This window comes from Cellulomonas fimi (assembly GCF_028527925.1).
GTDB lineage: Bacteria > Actinomycetota > Actinomycetes > Actinomycetales > Cellulomonadaceae > Cellulomonas > Cellulomonas fimi_C.
Map to the genome: position 1 here is coordinate 1 of NZ_JAPESW010000049.1, position 18,429 is coordinate 18,429.

The 18,429-nt window shown below is 75.6% G+C and carries 17 protein-coding genes; 7 read left to right on the forward strand and 10 right to left on the reverse strand.

Annotation, left to right across the window (positions count from 1 at the left end):
• Window positions 1-84: 84 nt before the first annotated feature.
• Window positions 85-1,545 (reverse strand): helix-turn-helix transcriptional regulator, encoded by a 1,461-nt coding sequence (locus OMK64_RS16875; protein ID WP_272729520.1) that lies wholly within the window; start codon window positions 1,543-1,545, stop codon window positions 85-87.
• Window positions 1,546-1,669: 124 nt separating this feature from the next.
• Between OMK64_RS16875 and OMK64_RS16880 the strand changes: the two genes are divergently transcribed.
• Entirely contained in the window at window positions 1,670-3,520 is a 1,851-nt protein-coding gene (locus tag OMK64_RS16880; protein WP_272729521.1) for a phosphoenolpyruvate carboxykinase (GTP), read from the forward strand.
• A 240-nt stretch (window positions 3,521-3,760) separates the two neighbouring features.
• Here OMK64_RS16880 and OMK64_RS16885 read toward each other — a convergent pair whose 3' ends face one another.
• The 3 genes from OMK64_RS16885 to OMK64_RS16895 are packed head-to-tail and all read right to left on the reverse strand — an operon-like array spanning window position 3,761 to window position 5,927.
• Window positions 3,761-4,723, reverse strand: a complete 963-nt coding sequence (locus OMK64_RS16885) for a GNAT family N-acetyltransferase (protein ID WP_272729522.1) — start codon at window positions 4,721-4,723, stop codon at window positions 3,761-3,763.
• A gap of 49 nt (window positions 4,724-4,772) precedes the next feature.
• Window positions 4,773-5,312: a DinB family protein gene (locus OMK64_RS16890; RefSeq protein WP_272729523.1), complete on the reverse strand. Its 540-nt coding sequence runs from the start codon at window positions 5,310-5,312 to the stop codon at window positions 4,773-4,775.
• Between the two features lie 48 nt (window positions 5,313-5,360).
• Window positions 5,361-5,927, reverse strand: coding sequence for a DinB family protein (locus tag OMK64_RS16895; RefSeq protein ID WP_272729524.1), 567 nt, complete (start codon window positions 5,925-5,927; stop codon window positions 5,361-5,363).
• Between the two features lie 62 nt (window positions 5,928-5,989).
• On the opposite strand from OMK64_RS16895, the gene OMK64_RS16900 reads away from it, so the two are divergent.
• From OMK64_RS16900 to OMK64_RS16910, 3 genes are all read left to right on the forward strand, one after another.
• The gene (locus tag OMK64_RS16900) at window positions 5,990-6,928 is read left to right on the forward strand and encodes a helix-turn-helix transcriptional regulator (protein WP_272729525.1); all 939 of its coding nucleotides are present in this window, start codon (window positions 5,990-5,992) and stop codon (window positions 6,926-6,928) included.
• A 153-nt stretch (window positions 6,929-7,081) separates the two neighbouring features.
• Entirely contained in the window at window positions 7,082-8,065 is a 984-nt protein-coding gene (locus OMK64_RS16905) for a hypothetical protein (RefSeq protein ID WP_272729526.1), read from the forward strand.
• Window positions 8,066-8,187: 122 nt separating this feature from the next.
• Window positions 8,188-9,024 (forward strand): TspO-related membrane protein, encoded by an 837-nt coding sequence (locus OMK64_RS16910; protein WP_272729527.1) that lies wholly within the window; start codon window positions 8,188-8,190, stop codon window positions 9,022-9,024.
• A gap of 130 nt (window positions 9,025-9,154) precedes the next feature.
• On the opposite strand, the gene OMK64_RS16915 is transcribed toward OMK64_RS16910, so the two are convergent.
• The 3 genes from OMK64_RS16915 to OMK64_RS16925 form a co-directional block, all read right to left on the reverse strand.
• Window positions 9,155-9,730 (reverse strand): type 1 glutamine amidotransferase domain-containing protein, encoded by a 576-nt coding sequence (locus OMK64_RS16915; protein WP_272729528.1) that lies wholly within the window; start codon window positions 9,728-9,730, stop codon window positions 9,155-9,157.
• 74 nt (window positions 9,731-9,804) lie between these two features.
• Window positions 9,805-10,275: a hypothetical protein gene (locus tag OMK64_RS16920; RefSeq protein ID WP_272729529.1), complete on the reverse strand. Its 471-nt coding sequence runs from the start codon at window positions 10,273-10,275 to the stop codon at window positions 9,805-9,807.
• Between the two features lie 145 nt (window positions 10,276-10,420).
• Entirely contained in the window at window positions 10,421-10,999 is a 579-nt protein-coding gene (locus OMK64_RS16925; RefSeq protein WP_272729530.1) for a dienelactone hydrolase family protein, read from the reverse strand.
• Between the two features lie 213 nt (window positions 11,000-11,212).
• Here OMK64_RS16925 and OMK64_RS16930 point away from each other — a divergent pair, with 213 nt between their 5' ends.
• Window positions 11,213-12,049, forward strand: a complete 837-nt coding sequence (locus OMK64_RS16930) for an aldo/keto reductase (protein WP_272729531.1) — start codon at window positions 11,213-11,215, stop codon at window positions 12,047-12,049.
• Between the two features lie 43 nt (window positions 12,050-12,092).
• Here the strand turns inward: OMK64_RS16930 and OMK64_RS16935 are convergent, their stop codons facing one another.
• Window positions 12,093-12,554 carry a GyrI-like domain-containing protein gene (locus OMK64_RS16935; protein WP_272729532.1) on the reverse strand — a complete coding sequence of 154 codons (462 nt, stop codon included), beginning with the start codon at window positions 12,552-12,554 and terminating at the stop codon, window positions 12,093-12,095.
• A 138-nt stretch (window positions 12,555-12,692) separates the two neighbouring features.
• Here OMK64_RS16935 and OMK64_RS16940 point away from each other — a divergent pair, with 138 nt between their 5' ends.
• On the forward strand, window positions 12,693-13,046 hold the full coding sequence (locus OMK64_RS16940) for a hypothetical protein (RefSeq protein ID WP_272729533.1): 354 nt from the start codon (window positions 12,693-12,695) through the stop codon (window positions 13,044-13,046).
• 12 nt (window positions 13,047-13,058) lie between these two features.
• Here the strand turns inward: OMK64_RS16940 and OMK64_RS16945 are convergent, their stop codons facing one another.
• Complete coding sequence (locus tag OMK64_RS16945) at window positions 13,059-13,502, reverse strand: DUF6326 family protein (protein ID WP_272729534.1); 444 nt, start codon at window positions 13,500-13,502, stop codon at window positions 13,059-13,061.
• Window positions 13,503-13,603: 101 nt separating this feature from the next.
• Here OMK64_RS16945 and OMK64_RS16950 point away from each other — a divergent pair, with 101 nt between their 5' ends.
• Window positions 13,604-14,323, forward strand: coding sequence for a TetR/AcrR family transcriptional regulator (locus OMK64_RS16950; protein ID WP_272729535.1), 720 nt, complete (start codon window positions 13,604-13,606; stop codon window positions 14,321-14,323).
• Between the two features lie 26 nt (window positions 14,324-14,349).
• Here the strand turns inward: OMK64_RS16950 and OMK64_RS16955 are convergent, their stop codons facing one another.
• A complete protein-coding gene (locus OMK64_RS16955) occupies window positions 14,350-18,126 on the reverse strand; it encodes a tetratricopeptide repeat protein (RefSeq protein ID WP_272729536.1) in 3,777 nt (1,258 codons plus the stop codon).
• Between the last annotated feature and the right edge of the window lie 303 nt (window positions 18,127-18,429).

The following is an 18,429-nucleotide window of genomic DNA, read 5'->3' on the forward strand; positions in this document are numbered from 1 at the left end:
GTCGTGGGCCGCGTCGCGCTCACCAACCTCGACCTCTACGAGGGCGTCGGTGCGCTCACCTACTGGGTCGCGCGGGGCGGGGCGTCAGCCGGCGTCGGGGTCCTGCTGGACGTGGCGGTCGAGGAAGGCGTAGACCTCCGTCGCGTCGACGCCGGGGAACGCGCCGGTCGGCAGGGCGGAGAAGACCTGCTGGTGGATGCGCGCGCTGGGCCACGACGCGTCGGCCCAGCGGGCGGTGGCGTCCGCGGGCGGGCGGCGGCAGCAGGCCTCGTCGGGGCACGTCGAGCGGTGCCGGACGGTCGTGTCGCGACCGCGGAACCACGTCGCCGACGCGAACGGCACGCCGACGGCGAGCGCGACCTTGCCGGTCGTCGCCCAACCCGTCTGCGTCGAGCACCAGAAGGTCCCGGCCGGGGTGTCGGTGAGCTGGTACGACTCGGTGGCCTGGTCGCGGCGGGCGAGCGCCCGGCGCACGCCCCAACGGCGGCACACCATCTGACCCTCGATCGCGCCCGTCACGTCGGTCGGCAGGACGAGGCCGTCGTTGGCGTAGGCGCGGAAGATCGCGCCGTCCTCGGCGACGCGCAGGAAGTGCACGCGGATGCCGAGGTGGTGCGTCGCGAGGCTGGTGAAGCGCTGCGCGGCGGCCTCGTGCGTGACGCCGAACGCGTCGCGGAAGTCCTCGATCGCGAGGTCCTTCGCGCGCTTGCGCTCCTCGAGGAAGCCGACGGCCGCCGACTGCGGCATGAGGCAGCACGACGCGAAGTAGGTGATCTCGAGGCGCTGGCGCAGGAACGCCTCGTACGACGTCGGCCGCTCGTGGCCCAGGACGCGGTGGGCGATGGCCTGCAGGGCGAGGGAGCGCAGGCCGTGCCCACCGGGGGTCGACGCGGGCGGCAGGTAGATGCGGCCGTTCTCGAGGTCGGTGACGGTCCGGGTGGAGTGCGGCAGGTCGTCGACGTGCCGGATCGTGAAGCCGAGCTGCTCGGCCATGCGCGACACCGTGCGGTGCGTGAGGGCGCCCGACGTGTACCCGGCGCGGCGGGCCATGTCCTCCGCGAGCGCCTCCAGGTCGGGCAGGTAGTTGTCGCGGGCCTGCCGCTCGAGGCGCAGCTGCGTGTTGACGCGGCGGGCCTCCTCGGGCGTCGCGACGGCCTCGGTCGCGCGGCGGGTGAGCTCGGCGTGCAGGCCGACGAGCTGCTCGAGGACGGGCGTCGGCAGGCTGCGGTTGGGGCGGACCGTCGGGAGGCCGAGCTGCGCGAACTCCGGCGTCTGCTGGGCGCGGTCGAGGGCGATCTCCAGCGCGGCGCGGCGCGTGGGCGGCTCGTCGTCGAGCAGGTCCGGGACGGTCACGCCCAGCGCGTCGGCGAGGTCGCGCAGCAGAGCGAGGCGCGGCTCGCGGCGTCCGTTCTCGATCAGCGAGAGCAGGCTCGGGGTCACGCCGACCGCCTTGCCGAGCTGGTCGAGGGTCATGCCGCGCGACGTGCGGGCGTGGCGCAGCCGCCGTCCGAGGGTCAGGGCGTCCGCGGCCGGGACGTTGCTCATCCCTTCACCATATGTCAAGAACGCCCGAACTTGACACCGCCAGCGGTCGGCAGACGCTACGGCTTTGACGTGAGGATCGAAGGGAGACGTTCCTTCGTCCCCTCGTCCTCGTCTGGAGCACCCGATGACCGTGACCACGCTGCCGCCCGCCCGCACCGACGCCCCCGTGCGCGACCTGCGCGCGTGGGTTGCCGACGTCGCCGACCTCACCGAGCCCGACGCGGTCGTCTGGTGCGACGGGTCCGACGCGGAGCGCGCGTCGCTCATCGCCGGCATGGTCGAGACCGGGACGCTCCTGCCGCTCGACCCGGTCCTGCGGCCCGGCAGCTACCTCGCGCGGTCCGACCCGTCCGACGTGGCGCGCGTCGAGTCGCGCACGTTCATCTGCTCGCGGTCGCAGGCCGACGCCGGACCGACGAACAACTGGCGCGACCCCGACGCGATGCGCACCGAGCTCGCGGGCGTGTTCGCCGGGTCGATGCGCGGGCGGACGATGTACGTCGTCCCGTTCTCGATGGGACCCGTCGGCGGCCCGATCTCGCAGGTCGGGGTGCAGCTCACCGACTCGCCGTACGTCGTCGTCGGCATGGGCACGATGACGCGCGTCAGCCGGGCGGTCGTCGACCTCGTCGACGGCGGGGCGCCCTTCGTCCCCGCGGTGCACTCGGTCGGCATGCCGCTGCGCACCGCCGACGGGACCGAGCGCCCGGACGTCCCCTGGCCGTGTGACGACACGAAGTACATCGCCCACTTCCCCGAGACGCGCGAGATCTGGTCGTACGGCTCCGGGTACGGCGGCAACGCGCTGCTGGGCAAGAAGTGCTTCGCGCTGCGCATCGCGTCGGTCATGGGCCGCGACGAGGGCTGGCTCGCCGAGCACATGCTGCTGGTCCGCGTCACCTCGCCGCAGGGGCGCCGATACCACGTCGCCGCCGCGTTCCCGTCGGCGTGCGGCAAGACGAACCTCGCGATGCTCACGCCCACGCTGCCCGGGTGGCGCGTCGAGACGCTCGGCGACGACATCGCGTGGCTGCGCCCCGGTCCCGACGGGACGCTGCGGGCGATCAACCCCGAGGCCGGGTTCTTCGGCGTCGCGCCCGGCACGTCCGTCGCGACCAACCCGGCCGCGATCGCGACGCTCGACCGGGACACGATCTTCACCAACGTCGCCCTCACGCCCGACGGCGACGTCTGGTGGGAGGGGCTGACGCCCGAGCCGCCCGAGGGTCTGGTCGACTGGACCGGGCAGCCGTGGACGCCCGACTCGGGCCGCCCTGCGGCGCACCCCAACTCGCGGTTCACCGTGGCCGCGGCGCAGTGCCCGACGATCGCGGACACGTGGGAGGACCCCGACGGCGTGCCGCTCGACGCGATCGTGTTCGGCGGCCGCCGCGCCACCAACGTCCCGCTCGTCGTGCAGGCGCACGACTGGGAGCACGGCGTCTTCCTCGGCGCCACGATCTCCTCCGAGCAGACCGCCGCCGCCGAGGGGACCGTCGGTGAGCTGCGCCGCGACCCGTTCGCGATGCTCCCGTTCTGCGGGTACGACATGGCGGATCACTGGGCGCACTGGCTGCGCGTCGGGCAGACGCTCGACCCCGCGACGCGGCCGCTGATGTTCCAGGTCAACTGGTTCCGCAAGGACGCGTCGGGCCGCTACCTGTGGCCCGGGTTCGGCGAGAACATCCGCGTGCTCGCGTGGATCGTCGCGCAGGTGGACCGGGCGCGCGGCGTGCGCACCGACGTCGGCGCGGTGCCCAGCCCGGTCGGCCTGCTGCCCGCGCCCGACGCGCTCGACGTGTCCGGCCTGGACCTGCCCGACGACGACCTGGCCGCGCTGCTCGACGTCGACCCCGCGACGTGGTCGGTCGAGGCGGACCTCACGGAGGACTTCCTCGCGGGCTTCGGCGACCGCGTCCCGGACGCCCTGCACGCCCAGCTCGCCGCGCTCCGCACCCGCCTGACGACGTCGTGACCCGGCTCATCACCCGCTGACGACCGTCGGCGCACGTCGAGCACAACATCAGGCGCGCTCGCAGGACTCGCGACGCGCGCGGTGTTGTGCTCGGCGGCGCGGCCGGCGGGATGGAGGCGGCGGGCATGGCGCGAGGGGGAGGCAGAGACGCGTCGCCCGATCAGTGGTGGTCGCCGTCAGTGGTGGCCGCCGTCAGTGGTGGTCGCCGTCAGGGGTGGTCGCCGTCAGTGGTGGTCGCCGTCAGGGGTGCTCGGTCTGCGGCGGCCCGGCCTGAGGTGCCGGTCGGGTTGGTCGGTCAGGGTGGTCGGTGCGGAGGCGGGCGTGCAGGTGCATGTCGTGGTGGCCGTCGGCGTGCAGCGCGTGGCCGCGGCGGACGCCCTCCGCCCGGCAGCCCAGCAGGTCCGCGACCCGGCACGACGCGTCGTTGCGCGTCGAGTGCTCGACCTCGACGCGGTGCAGGCCGAGCTCCTCGAACGCCCAGCGCAGCGCCTCCGCACCCGCGCGCACGGCGACACGGTGGCCGCGCGCGGCCGGCACGACCCAGTAGGTGAGCGCACCGACGCCCTCGTAGAGGTCGAGGTTGGTGAGCGCGACGCGGCCCACGACCGTGCCGGCCGGGGGTGCGTCGAGCCGGCGCAGCGGCGGCCCGGCGAGGTGGCGAGGCGGCACGGCACGGGGCACGGGTCCCGAGCTCGGCGCGGCGTGCGGCACGGGTCCCGAGGTCGGCGCGACGGGCGTCCCGCCGGACGCGTCGCCGGGCACCGAGGACGGCCGGACGTGGGCGCCGACGCCCGCGAGCGCGAGGACCGGTGCGCCGGCCGGGGCCAGGACGCGGGGGGGCGCCGGCACGGCAGCCGACGACGGCGCCAAGGCTGGGGCGGGTGCCGGCTCCGGGAGGTGCGCGGGTGCTCCGGGCCGGTCCGAGTTCGCGGCCCGCGTCGGGGCGACGACGACCGCCCACTCCACGGCCCGCTCGTCGCGCCACGCGGCGTTCTTCGCGTCGACCCAGGCGAGCGCCTCGTCGTCGTCGGACATGGACCGCGCGTGCCACCAGCGGATCGCGGGGTCGTCGTAGGCGGCGCGGACGGTCGGGACGTCGGCGGGCGTCCAGGGCCGCAGGAGGAGACCGTCGGCGGTGAGCGACGGCTGGGGGCGCACGCCCCACCGACCGGGCAGGACGACAGGCGCAGCGAGCAGCGGCACGGCGGAATCATCCCGGTTCGACCCGCCCGGACGCTGCACGCCACGCGGGCTACTCCCCGACGAGCCCGTCGACGGACTGGCGCAGCAGGTCGGCGTGGCCGTTGTGCCGTGCGTACTCCTCGATCATGTGGACGAGGATCCAGCGCAGCGACGGGGTGGTGCCGTCGGACGACGGTCGCCGGGCGAGGGTGTCGAGGCCGCCGTCGGCGAGGGCGCGCTCGGTCCGCACGCGGGACCGCTCGACGGCTCCCTCCCACAGCGCCCGCAGCTCGTGCGGCGAGTCGACGGCGGCGGACGTCCACTCCCAGTCGCGGTCGGCGTCCCAGTCGGCGACCTCCCACGGCTCGTCGGTGGGCTCGTCGTGCAGGCGGACGCCGAACCACTGGTCCTCGACCCATGCGATGTGCTTGAGCAGCCCGCCGAGCGTCATGTCGGTGGGCGCGAGCCGCGCGGCCAGTCCGCCGGCGTCGAGGTCGGCGGTCTTCCAGCGCAGTGTCGCGCGGTGGAAGTCGAGGAACCCCAGCAGGGTCGAGACCTCGTCGGCGGCGACCGGCGGCTCCGGGCGGCCCTGCTCGTCGATGACGCTCATGCGCCCATCCTGGCGGACCGCGCGGACGCCGCGGTCGGGCCGACCGCATCACGGCTGCGACGGCTGCGGCGGGTCCTCCCCCACCAGCCCGTCGACCGCCTCGCGGAACAGGTCGGCGTGGCCGGTGTGGCGGCAGTACTCGTCGATGAGGTCGACGAGGACGCGGCGCAGGTTGGGCGACCAGCCCCCGGGCGCCGTGAACAGCGACGGCTGGTCGAGCCCACCGCGCTCCAGGGCGGCGGCCCACCCGGCCCGCGAGCGCGCGACGGCCCGCTGCCACAGCGCGTAGAGCTCGTCGGGCGTGTCGTGCGCGGCGGAGTGCCAGTCCCACTCGGGGTCGGCCTGGAAGTTCTCCTGGCGCCAGGGCTCGGTGAGGTGCTCGCCGTCGACGAACTCGGCCATCTTCATCTCCTCGACGAGCGCGAGGTGCTTGACGAGGCCGCCGAGCGTCATGGCGGACGGTGGGAAGGGGCGGCGCAGCGCGTCGGCGTCGAGGCCGCCGACCTTCCAGGCGAACTGCGCGCGGGCGCGCTCGAGCGAGAACAGCAGCATCTCGGTCTCGTCGGCGGTCGCGGAGGGCTCGGTGATCCGGGTGTCGAGCGTGTTCTGGGTCATGACGGCGACGCTAGGGTTGATACCGGACGTTCTGCTTCCGCTTGGAGAATCCGGTGCCCGACGTGAGCCCGACCGCCCGCGCGCTGCGCACGCTCGAGCTCATCCAGGGCCACCCCGGCATCACGGCCGAGGAGCTCGCGGGCGAGCTCGGCGTGACCGAGCGCGCCGCCCGCCGGTACGTCGGCGTGCTGCGTGAGGCCGAGATCCCGGTCGAGTCGACGCGCGGCCGGTACGGCGGGTACCGCCTCGGACGCGGCGTGCGCCTGCCGCCGGTGACGTTCAGCGCGGCGGAGGCCCTCGCCCTGGTCATGGCGGCGCTCGACGGGCACCACGAGGCGGGCGACCCGACCGGCCCCGTCGGCGCGGCGCTCGGCAAGCTCGTCCGTGCGCTGCCGGCGGGGGTCGCCGCGCAGGCCGAGGTGGTGCGCCGCACCACGGCTCCGGCGCCCGACCGGTCGGCCGCGCGGCCCGACCCCGCGACCACCGCGGTGCTCGTCCAGGGCTGTGCCGAGCACCGGCGCATCCACCTCACCTACCGGTCGGGCAACGGCACCGAGTGGGACGCCGACGTCGAGCCGTGGTCCGTCGTCGTGCGGCACAGCCGCTGGTACCTGCTGTGCCGGACCGCCCGCGACGAGGTGCGCGCGTACCGCGTCGACCGGGTGCGCGCCGCGACCGTGCTGGACGAGGCGTTCACCCCGCCCGCGGACCTCGACCCGGTCGCGCTGCTCGAGGAGAACCTCGCGACGGGCTGGGAGTACGCGACCGAGGTCGAGATCGACGCGCCGCTCGACGACGTCGCGCGCTGGGTCTCCCCCGCGCTCGGCCGGCTCACGGCGGTCGACGAACGGACGACGCGCCTGGTCGGAAGCACCAGCAACCCGTGGTGGTACGCGGAGCAGCTGGTCCGCACGCCCGCGCGCTACCGCGTGATCGGCTGCCCAGAGCTGCGCGACACGACGCGGGCGCTGGGGCGGCGGCTGCTCGACGCGGCCGGCTGAGAGCGGCTCCGTCGCCCTGTCATCCACGCGCGACCTGGACCGACGTCCAGCACCAGGGCCGAAGGACTGCCGAAAGTCACCCGGATGAGTGACAATAGTCAGACACCCCTGTCTTCCGCGCACATCCGCGCGCCCGAAACCGATGGGACCACCATGAGAGCCCTCACCCGCCGCACCCTGACCACCGGCGCCGTCGTCGCGACCTCCGCGATCCTCGGCGTCCTCGCCCCCGCCGTCGCGTCCGCCGCCGACGGCACCGGTGATGCACCCACGACCACCGCCGGGCAGGCTGACGCCGAGGAGGTGACGTCCGTGTCCGCGATCACCGCGATGTGGCTCTGGGACAACTCGGTCGACCCCGCACAGGACGGCCGTGGAACCGGCTACGCGTTCGCCACGCCGGGCGGCGTCGTCGCGTTCGCCCAGGAGCACGGCCTGGAGACGATCCACGTGTCCGCTCCCTGGGCCTCCGACGAGGGCCCTGTCGCCACCTGGATGACCGACACGCTCGTCGCTCTCGACGCCGCGGGCATCGACGCGGGCGTGCTCGGCGGCGACGCGCCCTGGCTCGACAACCCCGCGCTCGCCGTGCAGTGGATGACCGCCGCGACCCACGACCGCCCGGTCACGCACGTGCAGCTCGACGTCGAGCCCTGGACGCTGCCCGCGTGGCAGGCCGACCCGCAGGCCGCGAGCGCGCAGTGGCTGCACATGCTCGACGTCGTGCGCGCCGCGATGCCCGCGGGCGTCGACCTCGCCGTCGACGCGCCCTGGTGGCTCACGACCGTCGCGAGCCCCGACGGCACCGGCACGCTCTTCGACGACGTGCTCACGCGCGTCGACCGTGTCGGCATCGTGACGTTCATCGACCACGCCGAGGGCCAGACGGGCATCCTCGCCAAGTCGGCCCCCGCGGTCGCCGCCGCCGAGGCCGCCGCGATCCCGTACACGATCGGGCTCGAGACCGACACCCCCGCCGTCGCCGGCGGCGCCGAGTTCACGTTCTACGACGACGGCGCGCAGGCGCTCGAGCGCGAGGCGCACGAGGTCGCCGTCGCGCTCGCCGGCCAGACGTGGTTCCGCGGCATCGCCGTCCAGCACTACGAGGCCTGGCGCGACCTGATCGACCGCAGCTGACGACGCGGCCGGCGTCCCGGGCACGCGTCGTCGACGACGCCCGGGACGTCGGCGCCGCGCATCGGCGACGGTGCGGGACGCCAGCGGATGCCGGACCGCGACGGTGTCGGCAGGGTGGGGGCATGTCGTCCGTCACCGTGCCCCGGTCCGCACCGCTCGCCCCGACGTCGTCCGACCGCGTCCGTCAGGTCGTGGTCGTCGTCGGCGCGCTCCTCGCGATGGCCGGTGCCGCGCTCGGCTCCGGGGCGTTCGGCGGGCAGCAGGTCGAGGACGCGGCGGGCGGCGCGCTCTCCGCGGACGCGACCCCGTTGGCCCCGGACAACCCGGCGTTCCGCATCTGGTCGGTCATCTACCTCGGCCTGCTCGCGTACGCCGTCTACCAGGCGCTGCCCGGACAGGGCGCCCGGCCGCGGCTGCGGGCGACGGGCTGGTGGGTCCTCGCGTCGATGGTCCTCAACGCGGTGTGGATCGGCGTCGTCCAGCAGGGGTGGGTCGTCGGCTCGGTCGTCGTCATCGCGACGCTGCTGGCGGTGCTCGCGGTCCTGCTCGTCCGGCTGGTCCGCATGCCCCCCGAGAGCGCGGCGCAGGCCGTCGTCACCGACGGCACGATCGGGCTCTACCTCGGCTGGGTGAGCGTCGCGACGCTCGCGAACATCGCCGCGACGCTCGTCGTGCTCGACGTCGGCGGCCTCGGCCTCGGCGCGACCGCGTGGTCCGTCGTCGTGCTGACGCTCGCGGCCGCGCTCGCGGTCGCGTACGCCGTGTTCGCGCGGACCCGCCCGGTCCTCGCGGTCGGGATCGGGCTGGCGATGGCGTGGGGGCTCGCGTGGATCGCCGTCGGCCGCACCTCGGGCGCACCGCAGGACGCGGTCGTCGCGGGTGCCGCCGCGGTCGCGTCCGTCGTCGCGGTCGCCGCCCCGGTCGTCACGACGCTCCTCGCGCGACGCTCGGCCCGCTGACACCCCTGGCAGGCTGCCGTCGGACGCGATGACGCCCGACGTGACGCGATGACGCCCGACGTGCCGCGCGCCGACGCCCGACGCCCCCGCGCTGACGCGGGGCCGGCCTCGCGCCGACCCCGCGCGGCGGTCAGCTGCGCGCGACCTGCGCCGACAGCACCTTGTCGACCGCCGGCAGGAACGCGGGCAGGTCGTCGGGGGTGCGCGACGTGACGAGCGCGAAGCCGCCCGCGTCGTCGGTCACGACCTCCTCGTCGCGCCACTCGCCGCCCGCGTTGCGGACGTCGGTGCGCAGCGACGGGTACGACGTGAGCGTCACGCCGCCCAGCACGCCCGCCTCGACGAGCGCCCACGGTCCGTGGCAGATCGCGGCGATGGGACGACCCGAGGCGGCGAACGCCCGCACGAGACCCACGGCCTGCTCGTCGAGCCGCAGGTTGTCGGCGTTGATCGTGCCGCCCGGCACGAGCAGCAGGTCGTAGTCACCGGCGTCGACGTCCGCGAAAGTCGTGTCGGGCGTGACGGTGCGGCCCGGGTCCTTGTCGCCGACCAGCGTCTGCACGGGGTCGCTCGACTGCGCGGCGACCGTGACGTCGACGCCCTGGTCGCTCAGGTGGTCGACGGGCACGACGAGCTCGTCCTGCTCGACGCCGTAGTTCGTGACGATCGCCAGGACCCGGCGACCGGTGAGGGTGCTCTCGGACACGTCTGCCTCCTCGCGGTGGCGGGGGCGCCGTCGTCTTCAGCGCGCCCGGTCACCGTAGGCACGCCCGGCGCGCGTCACCACCGCTGGGGCGGCGGGGGCTGCGGCGGCTGCCACGCGCCGCCGGGCGGCGCCGGGGCGGGCGTCACCGGCCCGGTGTAGAGCGGGACGGTCGGCGCGGAGGAGAACCTCGGGTCGCCGAAGCCGACGCCCGGGCCGGGCCCCGGTCCGGCGAGGCGGCCGCGCGGGTCGCCCGTGCCGGCGAGCGCCTGCGCGGTGAGCAGGCGTCCGCGCAGGGCCCGCACCTCGGCCTCGACCGGCCACTCCTTGAAGGCGAAGACGAGGAGCGCGACGAGGCTCACGACGGGAATGACGCCGAGCACCCCCAGCCACGGGCTGTACCCCGCCTTGCGCGCGACGCGGACGCAGATCCAGACCGACACCCCGATGACCAGGCCGTACATCAGCAGGTACGCCCCGAGGTAGCCCGCCATGTAGGCCGGGGACGGCGTGCAGGTACCGCCCGTGCAGTCGACGGCGGTCAGCATGACGCTCCCTCACGGTGCGGGCGCTCGCCGCACCTCCTGCCCGTCCCTTCGACGGCAGCGCGCCACGGTTGACCCGCGACCGCGCCGGCTCACCCGTCAGGGGCAGGGCGTCACTCGTGCGGCCTAGCCGCGGCTCGCTCCCGCGTCAGCCCACGCGGTCGAGGAACGCCAGGACCCGCTCGCGGAACAGCGCGGCGGCGTCCTCGTCGTACGCGGGCAGGCTCGCGTCGACGAACAGGTGCTGGTCGCCGGGGTACAGGAACAGCTCGCCGTCCGGGACCGCGTCGACGAGCTCGCGCGCCGCCTCGACGTCGCCCTCGCCGACGAACACCGGGTCCGCGTCCATGCCGTGCACCTGCACGGGCACCCGGTCCGGCCACGGCGACCCGAGCGCCTCGGGCGGCACGCACGACCCGACGAGCACCGCACCGACGACCCCGGGCCGGCTCTGCGCGACGGTCTGCGCCGACATGACACCGAGTGAGATCCCGAGGACGACGAGCCGGTCGGGCAGCCCACGCACGGCCGCGACGCCCCGGTCGACGACCGTCTGGAAGCCCGTCTGCTCGGCGTACCCGATGCCGGACTCCAGGTCGTCGAACGTCCGCCCGTCGTACAGGTCGGGCACGTGCACCGTGTGCCCGGCCGCGCGCAGCGTCTCCGCGAGCGTCTGCACGCCTGGCGTCAGCCCCTGCGCGTGATGGAACAGCACCACCTCGGCCACGTCGTGCTCCCTTCGGTCACCGGCCCGCGAGCCGCCGTCGGCCGCGGCAGCGCGACCGGGCACGAGCCTGCCAGCGCCCGGTGACACGGCGCGCGCCGAGCACCGCGCGGCCCCGGCGCCGCAGGTCGCGCAGCACCACCCCGCGCCGGGGTGCGCGGCACGGCGTGACGCGTTGTGATGGACGCAGCCCCCACCCACGACAGGAGCAGCACCATGACCGTGCCCACCCTCACGCTCAACAACGGCGTCGAGATCCCGCAGCTCGGCTTCGGCGTCTTCCAGGTCCCGCCGGAGGACACGAAGGGCGTCGTGCTCGAGGCGTTCGAGGTCGGCTACCGGCACATCGACACCGCGCAGATGTACGGCAACGAGGCCGGCGTCGGCGCCGCGCTCGCCGAGTCCGGGCTGGCCCGCGACGACGTGTTCGTCACGACGAAGCTCAACAACGGCTACCTCGAGCACGACGCCGCGCTCGACGCGTTCAAGCGCTCGCTCGACGCGCTCGGCACCGACCACGTCGACCTGTTCCTCATCCACTGGCCGCTGCCGACGGTCGCGGACTACGTGGCGCGCTGGCGCACGCTCGAGCAGATCTACGCCGACGGCGGGGCCCGCGCGATCGGGGTGTCGAACTTCCAGCCCGCGCACCTGCACCGCCTGCGCGACGAGACGACGGTGACGCCCGCGGTCAACCAGATCGAGGTGCACCCGTACCTGCGCAACGACGCGGCGCGCGCCGCGGACTCGGAGCTCGGGATCGTCACCGAGGCGTGGTCGCCGATCGCGCAGGGCAAGGTCCTCGACGACCCGGTGCTGCTGCGGATCGCGGAGTCGGTGGGACGCACGCCCGCCCAGGTCACGCTCCGCTGGCACGTGCAGCGCGGCGACGTGGTCTTCCCGAAGTCGGTGACGCGCAGCCGCATGGAGGAGAACTTCGCGCTGTTCGACTTCGAGCTGTCGGCGACCGACATGGCGGACATCGACGCGCTCGACCGCCACGAGCGCACCGGTCCCGACCCCGACGTCTTCGACTACGTCCCCGCGACCTGACGGCGCGGGCGGGCGGGGCCGGTCCGGTCCCGCCCGTCGGCGGTCAGGCGAGCGGCAGGACGAGCAGCGTCTCGTTGCGCGACGGGTCCCCGCTCGGCGACGGGTCGGTCACGTACTCCTCCCAGAAGTCGCCGCGGCCCGGGCGCCCGTGCTCGGCGCGGGCCGCCTCGACCTCCGCCCACGCGGCGCCGAGGTCGTCGTACGAGCCGACGTGCAGCCCGACCAGCGCGGGCCCGCCGGGCAGCTCGACGACCTCGACCCGCCCGCCGAGCGGACCCGACTCGAGCCCCTCGACCGGGAACCCGGCCGCGACGTCGACCGTGTCGGTCGGCATGCCGTGGTACCAGCCGAGCGCCGGTCCCGCGACGCGTGCGCCCGCCTCCCCGACCGTGCGCGCGACCTCGCCGTACGCGGTGTCGTAGAAGGCCGCGAGCTCGTCCATGCGGACGGTCCGGCGCACGACGGCGACCGTCCTCGTCGGCTGGTGGCGGACGTCGACGTCCATGGGTCCTCCTCGAAGGATCGTGGTCCTGCGCCCAGCATCCCGTACGAACCGGGCACCGGGGCGTCGTCGGCACGGTAGCCTCCGGAGCGCTCGAGGTCCCGCCCGCCCCGTCGGGCGTCCGCCGCAGCGAGGAGTCCCATGGCCGAGCCGATCGTCGTCGCCCCGCCGAGCGCCGCGTACCCGTGGGCGCGCGTCCTCGGCTGGACCGCCCTGCTGCTCGCGACCGTCGCCGCGGTCGGGGTGCTCGGGGCCGCCGCGTACCTCGTCGACGGGTGGCTGCACCCGACGTCGTGGGGCGACCTGGCGGGCGCGATCCTGCTCACGTGGTCGTGCGTGCCGGCGCTCGTCGCGCTGCCCGTCGGGCTGCTCCAGGCGCACCGTCAGGTCGGCCCGCGGTGGCGCTCGATCGCGACGGTCGCGCTCGCCGCGCCGGCACCGGCCCTCGCGGTGGCGATCCTGCTGGCCCGCGCGGTCGCCGACCTCGTGCCCTGACGCGACCGCCCGTCAGTCGTCGGCGCGCCAGCGGGCCGCGGCGTACCAGACGAGCACCACGGTCGTCGTGATCTCGATCGCGGAGAAGTACGCGTAGTGCGGTGCGACCTCGCCGACGAACAGCGAGGCCACCTGCACCACCGTCATGACGGACGCCGCGACGACGGTCCCCCAGCGCGCGACGCGGTGCGCGGCGACGCGGCTGACGAGCACCATCCCGATGGGGATCGTCATGAGCACCGACGCCCCCACCAGGAACCCGTCGGTCATGACGACGCCGCCGACCTCCCCCGACAGGACCGCCCGCAGGTCTTCGGCCCGGAAGAGGGTGAGCACGTCGCAGTACAGGTAGCAGAGCAGGACGAAGAGCCACAGCGAGGCGACCACCGTGCGGCGCGGGACGCGCCGGTCGGGGGCGGTGGACGTGGTGTGCGCAGAGCCGGCGAGCGTGGTCACGGGAGTCCTCCTGGGTGGGTCATGCGAGCCTTACGGTGTAAGACTTACGTCGTAAGGCCGACCGTACAGCGTAAGGTCGGGCCGTCACAAGGGAGCTCGTCATGCCGTCGTCGCCGCGCCTGTCGCCGCCGCCACCGTCGTCCTCGTCCGCACCAGCAGGCCGCGAGGCCCTCAGCCGCGAGCGCGTCGTCGCCGCCGCCGTCGCGATCGCCGACGCCGACGGCCTCGGGGCCGTCACCATGCGGCGCGTCGCCGCCGACCTGCACTGCGAGGCGATGTCGCTCTACCACCACGTGCCGAGCAAGGACGCGCTCCTCGCGGCACTCGCCGACGAGGTGCTCCGGCAGGTCGCGCAGGCCACCGCCACGGTGACCGCCCCGGCCTGGGACGCCGCGGTCCGCGGCCGCTGCCTCGCCGCGCGCGACGTCATGCTCCGCCACCCGTGGGCTCCCGGCCTCGTCGCGGCGCAGACGACGTCACCGCCGTCCGTCTGGCCCGTCTACGAGCAGCTCGTCGGGACCCTCGCCGAGGCCGGCTTCGACGACGACCTCGCGCACCGCGCCATCCACGCGCTCGGGAGCATGCTGCTCGGCTTCTCCCGCGAGCTGTTCGAGCCCGACGGCGACACCCTCGCACCCGACCCCGGCGGGACCGCCGCCGTCGGCGACGACCTGCCGAACCTCGCGCGCATGGCCGCCTCCGTCGTGCACGAGACCGACGGCGCCCTGTCCGTCTGCGACACCCGCGCGGAGTTCGAGTTCACGCTCGACCTCGTCCTCGGCGGGCTCGACCGGCACCGCCTGGCCCGCAGCGGCGCCTGAGCCGGGCGACCGCGCGCGCCGGCCAGTCAGCCGGTCTGACGGCGCGGGATGCGGCGGACCGCGCGCTTGCGGCCCGGCATCCACACGCCCACCGGTCGGCCCGACTCGACGGCCTGCGCGTCGTCCACGCGACCGGCCTCGCGGTACGCCTCCGCGAGCGCCGCGCGGCTCGCGGCCGTCTGCGGGTCGTCGGGGCCGAGGATGCGCTCGTCGTCGACGCACGCGCGCTCGAGCAGCTCGACGATGTCGTCGAGGCGGTCCTCCTCGCGGTACACCTCGATGAGGAGCTGGCGGCTCGCTGCGGTGTCGACGTGGTCGGGCCCGAGCATGCGCTGACGGTCGGCGAACGTCTTCTCGAGCAGCGGCACGGCCTCCTCGGCCCGGCCCGCCTCGCGGTACGCGACGGCGAGGTTGTTGCGGCTGGTCAGCGTCGCGGGGTGCAGGGGGCCGAGCACGCGGGCGCGGTCGGCGAGCGTCGCCTCCAGCAGCGCGAGCGCGTGGTCGGTGCGGCCCGCGTCGTGGTGCACGAGCGCGAGGTCGCCGCGCGTCGCGAGCGTGTCCGGGTGCTCGGCACCGAGCACGCGCTGGCGGTCCGCGAGGACGCGCTCGAGCACGCGCACCGCGTCCCGGAGCCGGCCCGCGTCGCGGTACGCGAGGCCCAGGCTGTTCGCGCTGGTGAGCGCGTCGGGGTGGTCCGGGCCGAGGACGCGCTCGCGATCCGCGAACGTGCTCTCCAGCAGCGGGATCGCCCGGTCCAGCCGTCCGGCGTCGTGGTACGCCAGCGCGAGGACGCTGCGGCTCGTGAGGGTGTCGGCATGCTGGTAGCCGTGCGTGCGCTCGGCGTCGGCGAGCATGCGCTCCAGCAGCGGGAGGGCCAGGTCGGGGCGGCGCGCGTCGCGGTACGCCAGGGCCAGGTTGCCGCGGCTCGTCAGCGTCACCGGGTGGTCGGGCCCGAGCGCGCGCTCGGCGTCGCGCAGCGTCGCCTCCAGGAGCGGGAGCGTCCGGTCCAGCCGGCGTGCGTCACGGTGGAACGGCGCCATGTCGTTGCGGCTGGTCAGGGTGTCCGGGTGGTCCCGCCCGAGCAGGCGCTGCCGGTCCGCGAGGGCACGCTCCAGCAGCGGGTACGCCCGGTCCGGGCGGTGCGCGAGGCGGTGCGTCAGGCCGAGGTCGCGGCGGACCGCGATGGTGTCGGGGTGGTCCGGCCCGAGGATCCGCTCGGCGTCCTCGAGGCCCCGTAGCAGCAGGGGCAGCGCCTCCTCCAGCAGGCCCGCGTCCCGGTACGCGAGCGCGAGGTTCGTGCGGCTCGCGAGCGTGTCCGGGTGCTCGCCGCCGAGCGCCCGGCGCGACGCGGACAGGTTGCGCTGCAGCATCTCGAGCGCGCGCTCGAGCATCCCCGCGTCGCGGTACGCCATCGCGAGGTTGTTGCGGCTGGTGAGCGTCGCGCGGTGCACCGGGCCGAGCACGCGCTCGGCGTCCTCCAGCGTGCTCACGAGCAGCGGGATCGCGCGGTCGAGGCGACCGGCCTCACGGTGCACGAGCGCGAGGTTGTTCCGCGCGGTCAGCACGTCGACGTGCTCCTCCGGCAGCGAGCGCGCGGCGGTGTCGACCAGGCGCTCCCAGTACGCGACCGCCTCCTGCACGAGCCCGGCGCGCGTGAGGCTCGACCCCGCCTCCCACAGCACGGGGTGGCCGTCGGGGTCCCACAGCACGCCACGGACGTCGAGCGACGCGACGGTCGACGCGCACGAGCGGAACACGTGCGCGACCAGCGCCGTGTCCCCGAGGCCGTCGTCGGCCGGCCACGCCTCGAGCAGCGCGTCGGCGACCGTCCGCAGCACGGTGTCCACGGTCGAGTCGTCGAGGTGCTCGCGCGCCACGCGCTGCACGAGCGGGTGCACCCGGGCGAGGGTCGCGTCCTGCGCGTCCCCGTCGACGAGCGAGGCGAGACCCACCGCGCACAGGTTCGCCAGCCCCTGCCGGAGCTCGTCGGCGGTGACGACCGCGGTCGTCGACGTCCACCGGCGCCGCCACGTGCGCGGCCGCACGAGCTCGTCGACGCCCGCGACCGCGGCCGAGGTCGTCAGCAGCTCGACGGGGAAGGTCGGCCCGAGGACGCTGACGAGCACCAGGACGAGCTGCGCGACGCCCAGCGGCTGCTGCGCGTCCGCCTCGTCGACCGCGAGCGTGCCCGTCGCGAGCACCGCGGCCGGCACGTCCGCGCCGCCGTCGTCGGGCAGCGCGAGCGCACGGCGGCGCTCGGCGAGGCGCTCGACGTACTGCTCGACGGACCCGCCACCGACGCGGAGGTCACCGACCGCGTGCGCGAGCGACAGCGGGACGCGGCCCAGGTCGTCGACCAGCCGCTCGACGAGCTCGGTCGGGGTGTCCGGCGCGACCGTCTCGACGTACGCGCCGGCCTCGTCGCTCGACAGCCGGTCGACCGCCACGGCCCGTCCGCCCGACCGCGGCAGCACGTTGTTGCTCTCGCTCGTGAGCACCACCTGGCCGGTCGTGCCGCGCGGCCACAGGTCGGTGAGCAGGCCGGGGTCGGGGACGCCGTCGAGGACGACGAGCCACCGGCGGCGCGTCGACGCGAGCCACGTAAGGAACGCCGCCGCGGACGCCTCGTCGGCACCGCTCGACGTGGTGGGGTGCACGACGCGGTCGGCGGCGGCGAGCGTCGTGAGGATCCCGTCCCGGGTCGCGCCGGGCACCCACACCAGCAGGTCCAGGTCGCCCGCGTCCCACATGGCGTGCGCGTGCGCACCCGCCACGGCGGTCGCCCCGTACCCGGGCGGCCCCGCGAGCAGGGTCGTCGTGCCGACGGCCAGCCGGCCGTCCTCGTCGGTGAGCGCCGCGAGCAGCTCGGTGCGCGCGGCGTGGTCCGGGGCGTGCGCGGGCGGGTGCCCGACGCACACGGGCCAGTCGACGTCGGCGCGCGCGTCCTGCTCGCGACGCCGCCGGAGCTGCCCGGGCGTCGCGGGCGACTGCGTCCAGCGGCCGGGACCGGCGTCCGCCGTGACCCAGCCCGCGATGTCGGCGTGGTCGGCGAACCTGCGCGCGGGCACGACCTGGAGCGCCGGCGCGTTCGGCTGGTCCGGCCGCGGGTCGCTCAGCAGGACGCCGACCAGCACGTCCTCGGCGACGAGCGCGCCGCCCGCGTGCCCGGCCCACGAGCCGCCGGGCGGCCCGCCCGGGGGTGCGGTCGCGAGCTCGACCGACCAGCCGCGTGCCCGCGCCCGCGCGCCGGGCCGCACGACGATGCCGAGCTCGCTCGCGGCGGCGCCGCCGTCGGCCTCGTCGAGCGCGACCGCGCGCCCGGCGGCGAAGCCGACCGTGAGGCACTCGGTCGCCTCGTCGGGCTCGGACCACGCGGTCGTGAGGCCGTCCGCGGACGGGACGAGGGGTTCGTCGTCGGTGCACAGCAGCAGCGCGACGTCCGCCTGCGGGTGCGTCCAGACCAGCGCCGCGGACCGCAGCCGCGCGCCGCCCGTGTCGCCGAGGGCCCGCACGCGGAGTCGCACGGGGAGGTTCTGCCGGGACAGCCACTCGGGCGTCACCCCGCCCGCGGGCGGGCGCAGGCGGGCCACCGGGAGGTTGCGTCCCAGCACGCGGCGCGCGGTGAGCACGAGGCGCGGGGAGATCAGGTAGCCGGACGCGACCGCGTTGCCGTCGTCGGACTCCAGCCGCACCACGCGCGCGAGGGGGACGTGCGGTGCGTCGGGGGCGTCCTGGTCGAGGGCAGCGTCGGGCGACGGCGTGACCGGCTCGTCACGCTGTGCGGCGACCTCGACGTCGACCATCCCCGGACTCCTTCGCGCCGCCCGTGGCAGGCGGCGACCTTGCGCGTGTCGCGACGGTCGGGGTGGTGGTGCGGCCATCGCCCCGTCGCCGCGTCGGCCGAGTGTGTCACGGCGCACGCGCGCGACGGTTGCCCCGGGCGCCGACTGCTGGACGCGCGTCCGTGATCCGGTCTCGCGGCGCCGTCGACGCGCGTCGTCGCTGGTCACAGCGCTGCACACACTGGTCACGTCATGATGTGCGGCCACCGCGAACGACGCGTCGGGGGCATCGCCGCAGGTACGGAGCCCACCCACGCCCACGGC

Coding starts and splice junctions, on each gene's coding strand:
- OMK64_RS16880 (WP_272729521.1), top strand. CDS start 1,670: ATGACCGTGACCACGCTGCCGCCCGCCCGCACCGACGCCCCCGTGCGC.
- OMK64_RS16920 (WP_272729529.1), bottom strand. CDS start 10,275: ATGCTGACCGCCGTCGACTGCACGGGCGGTACCTGCACGCCGTCCCCG.
- OMK64_RS16875 (WP_272729520.1), bottom strand. CDS start 1,545: ATGAGCAACGTCCCGGCCGCGGACGCCCTGACCCTCGGACGGCGGCTG.
- OMK64_RS16930 (WP_272729531.1), top strand. CDS start 11,213: ATGACCGTGCCCACCCTCACGCTCAACAACGGCGTCGAGATCCCGCAG.
- OMK64_RS16910 (WP_272729527.1), top strand. CDS start 8,188: ATGTCGTCCGTCACCGTGCCCCGGTCCGCACCGCTCGCCCCGACGTCG.
- OMK64_RS16955 (WP_272729536.1), bottom strand. CDS start 18,126: ATGGTCGACGTCGAGGTCGCCGCACAGCGTGACGAGCCGGTCACGCCG.
- OMK64_RS16895 (WP_272729524.1), bottom strand. CDS start 5,927: ATGACCCAGAACACGCTCGACACCCGGATCACCGAGCCCTCCGCGACC.
- OMK64_RS16935 (WP_272729532.1), bottom strand. CDS start 12,554: ATGGACGTCGACGTCCGCCACCAGCCGACGAGGACGGTCGCCGTCGTG.
- OMK64_RS16940 (WP_272729533.1), top strand. CDS start 12,693: ATGGCCGAGCCGATCGTCGTCGCCCCGCCGAGCGCCGCGTACCCGTGG.
- OMK64_RS16905 (WP_272729526.1), top strand. CDS start 7,082: ATGAGAGCCCTCACCCGCCGCACCCTGACCACCGGCGCCGTCGTCGCG.
- OMK64_RS16950 (WP_272729535.1), top strand. CDS start 13,604: ATGCCGTCGTCGCCGCGCCTGTCGCCGCCGCCACCGTCGTCCTCGTCC.
- OMK64_RS16890 (WP_272729523.1), bottom strand. CDS start 5,312: ATGAGCGTCATCGACGAGCAGGGCCGCCCGGAGCCGCCGGTCGCCGCC.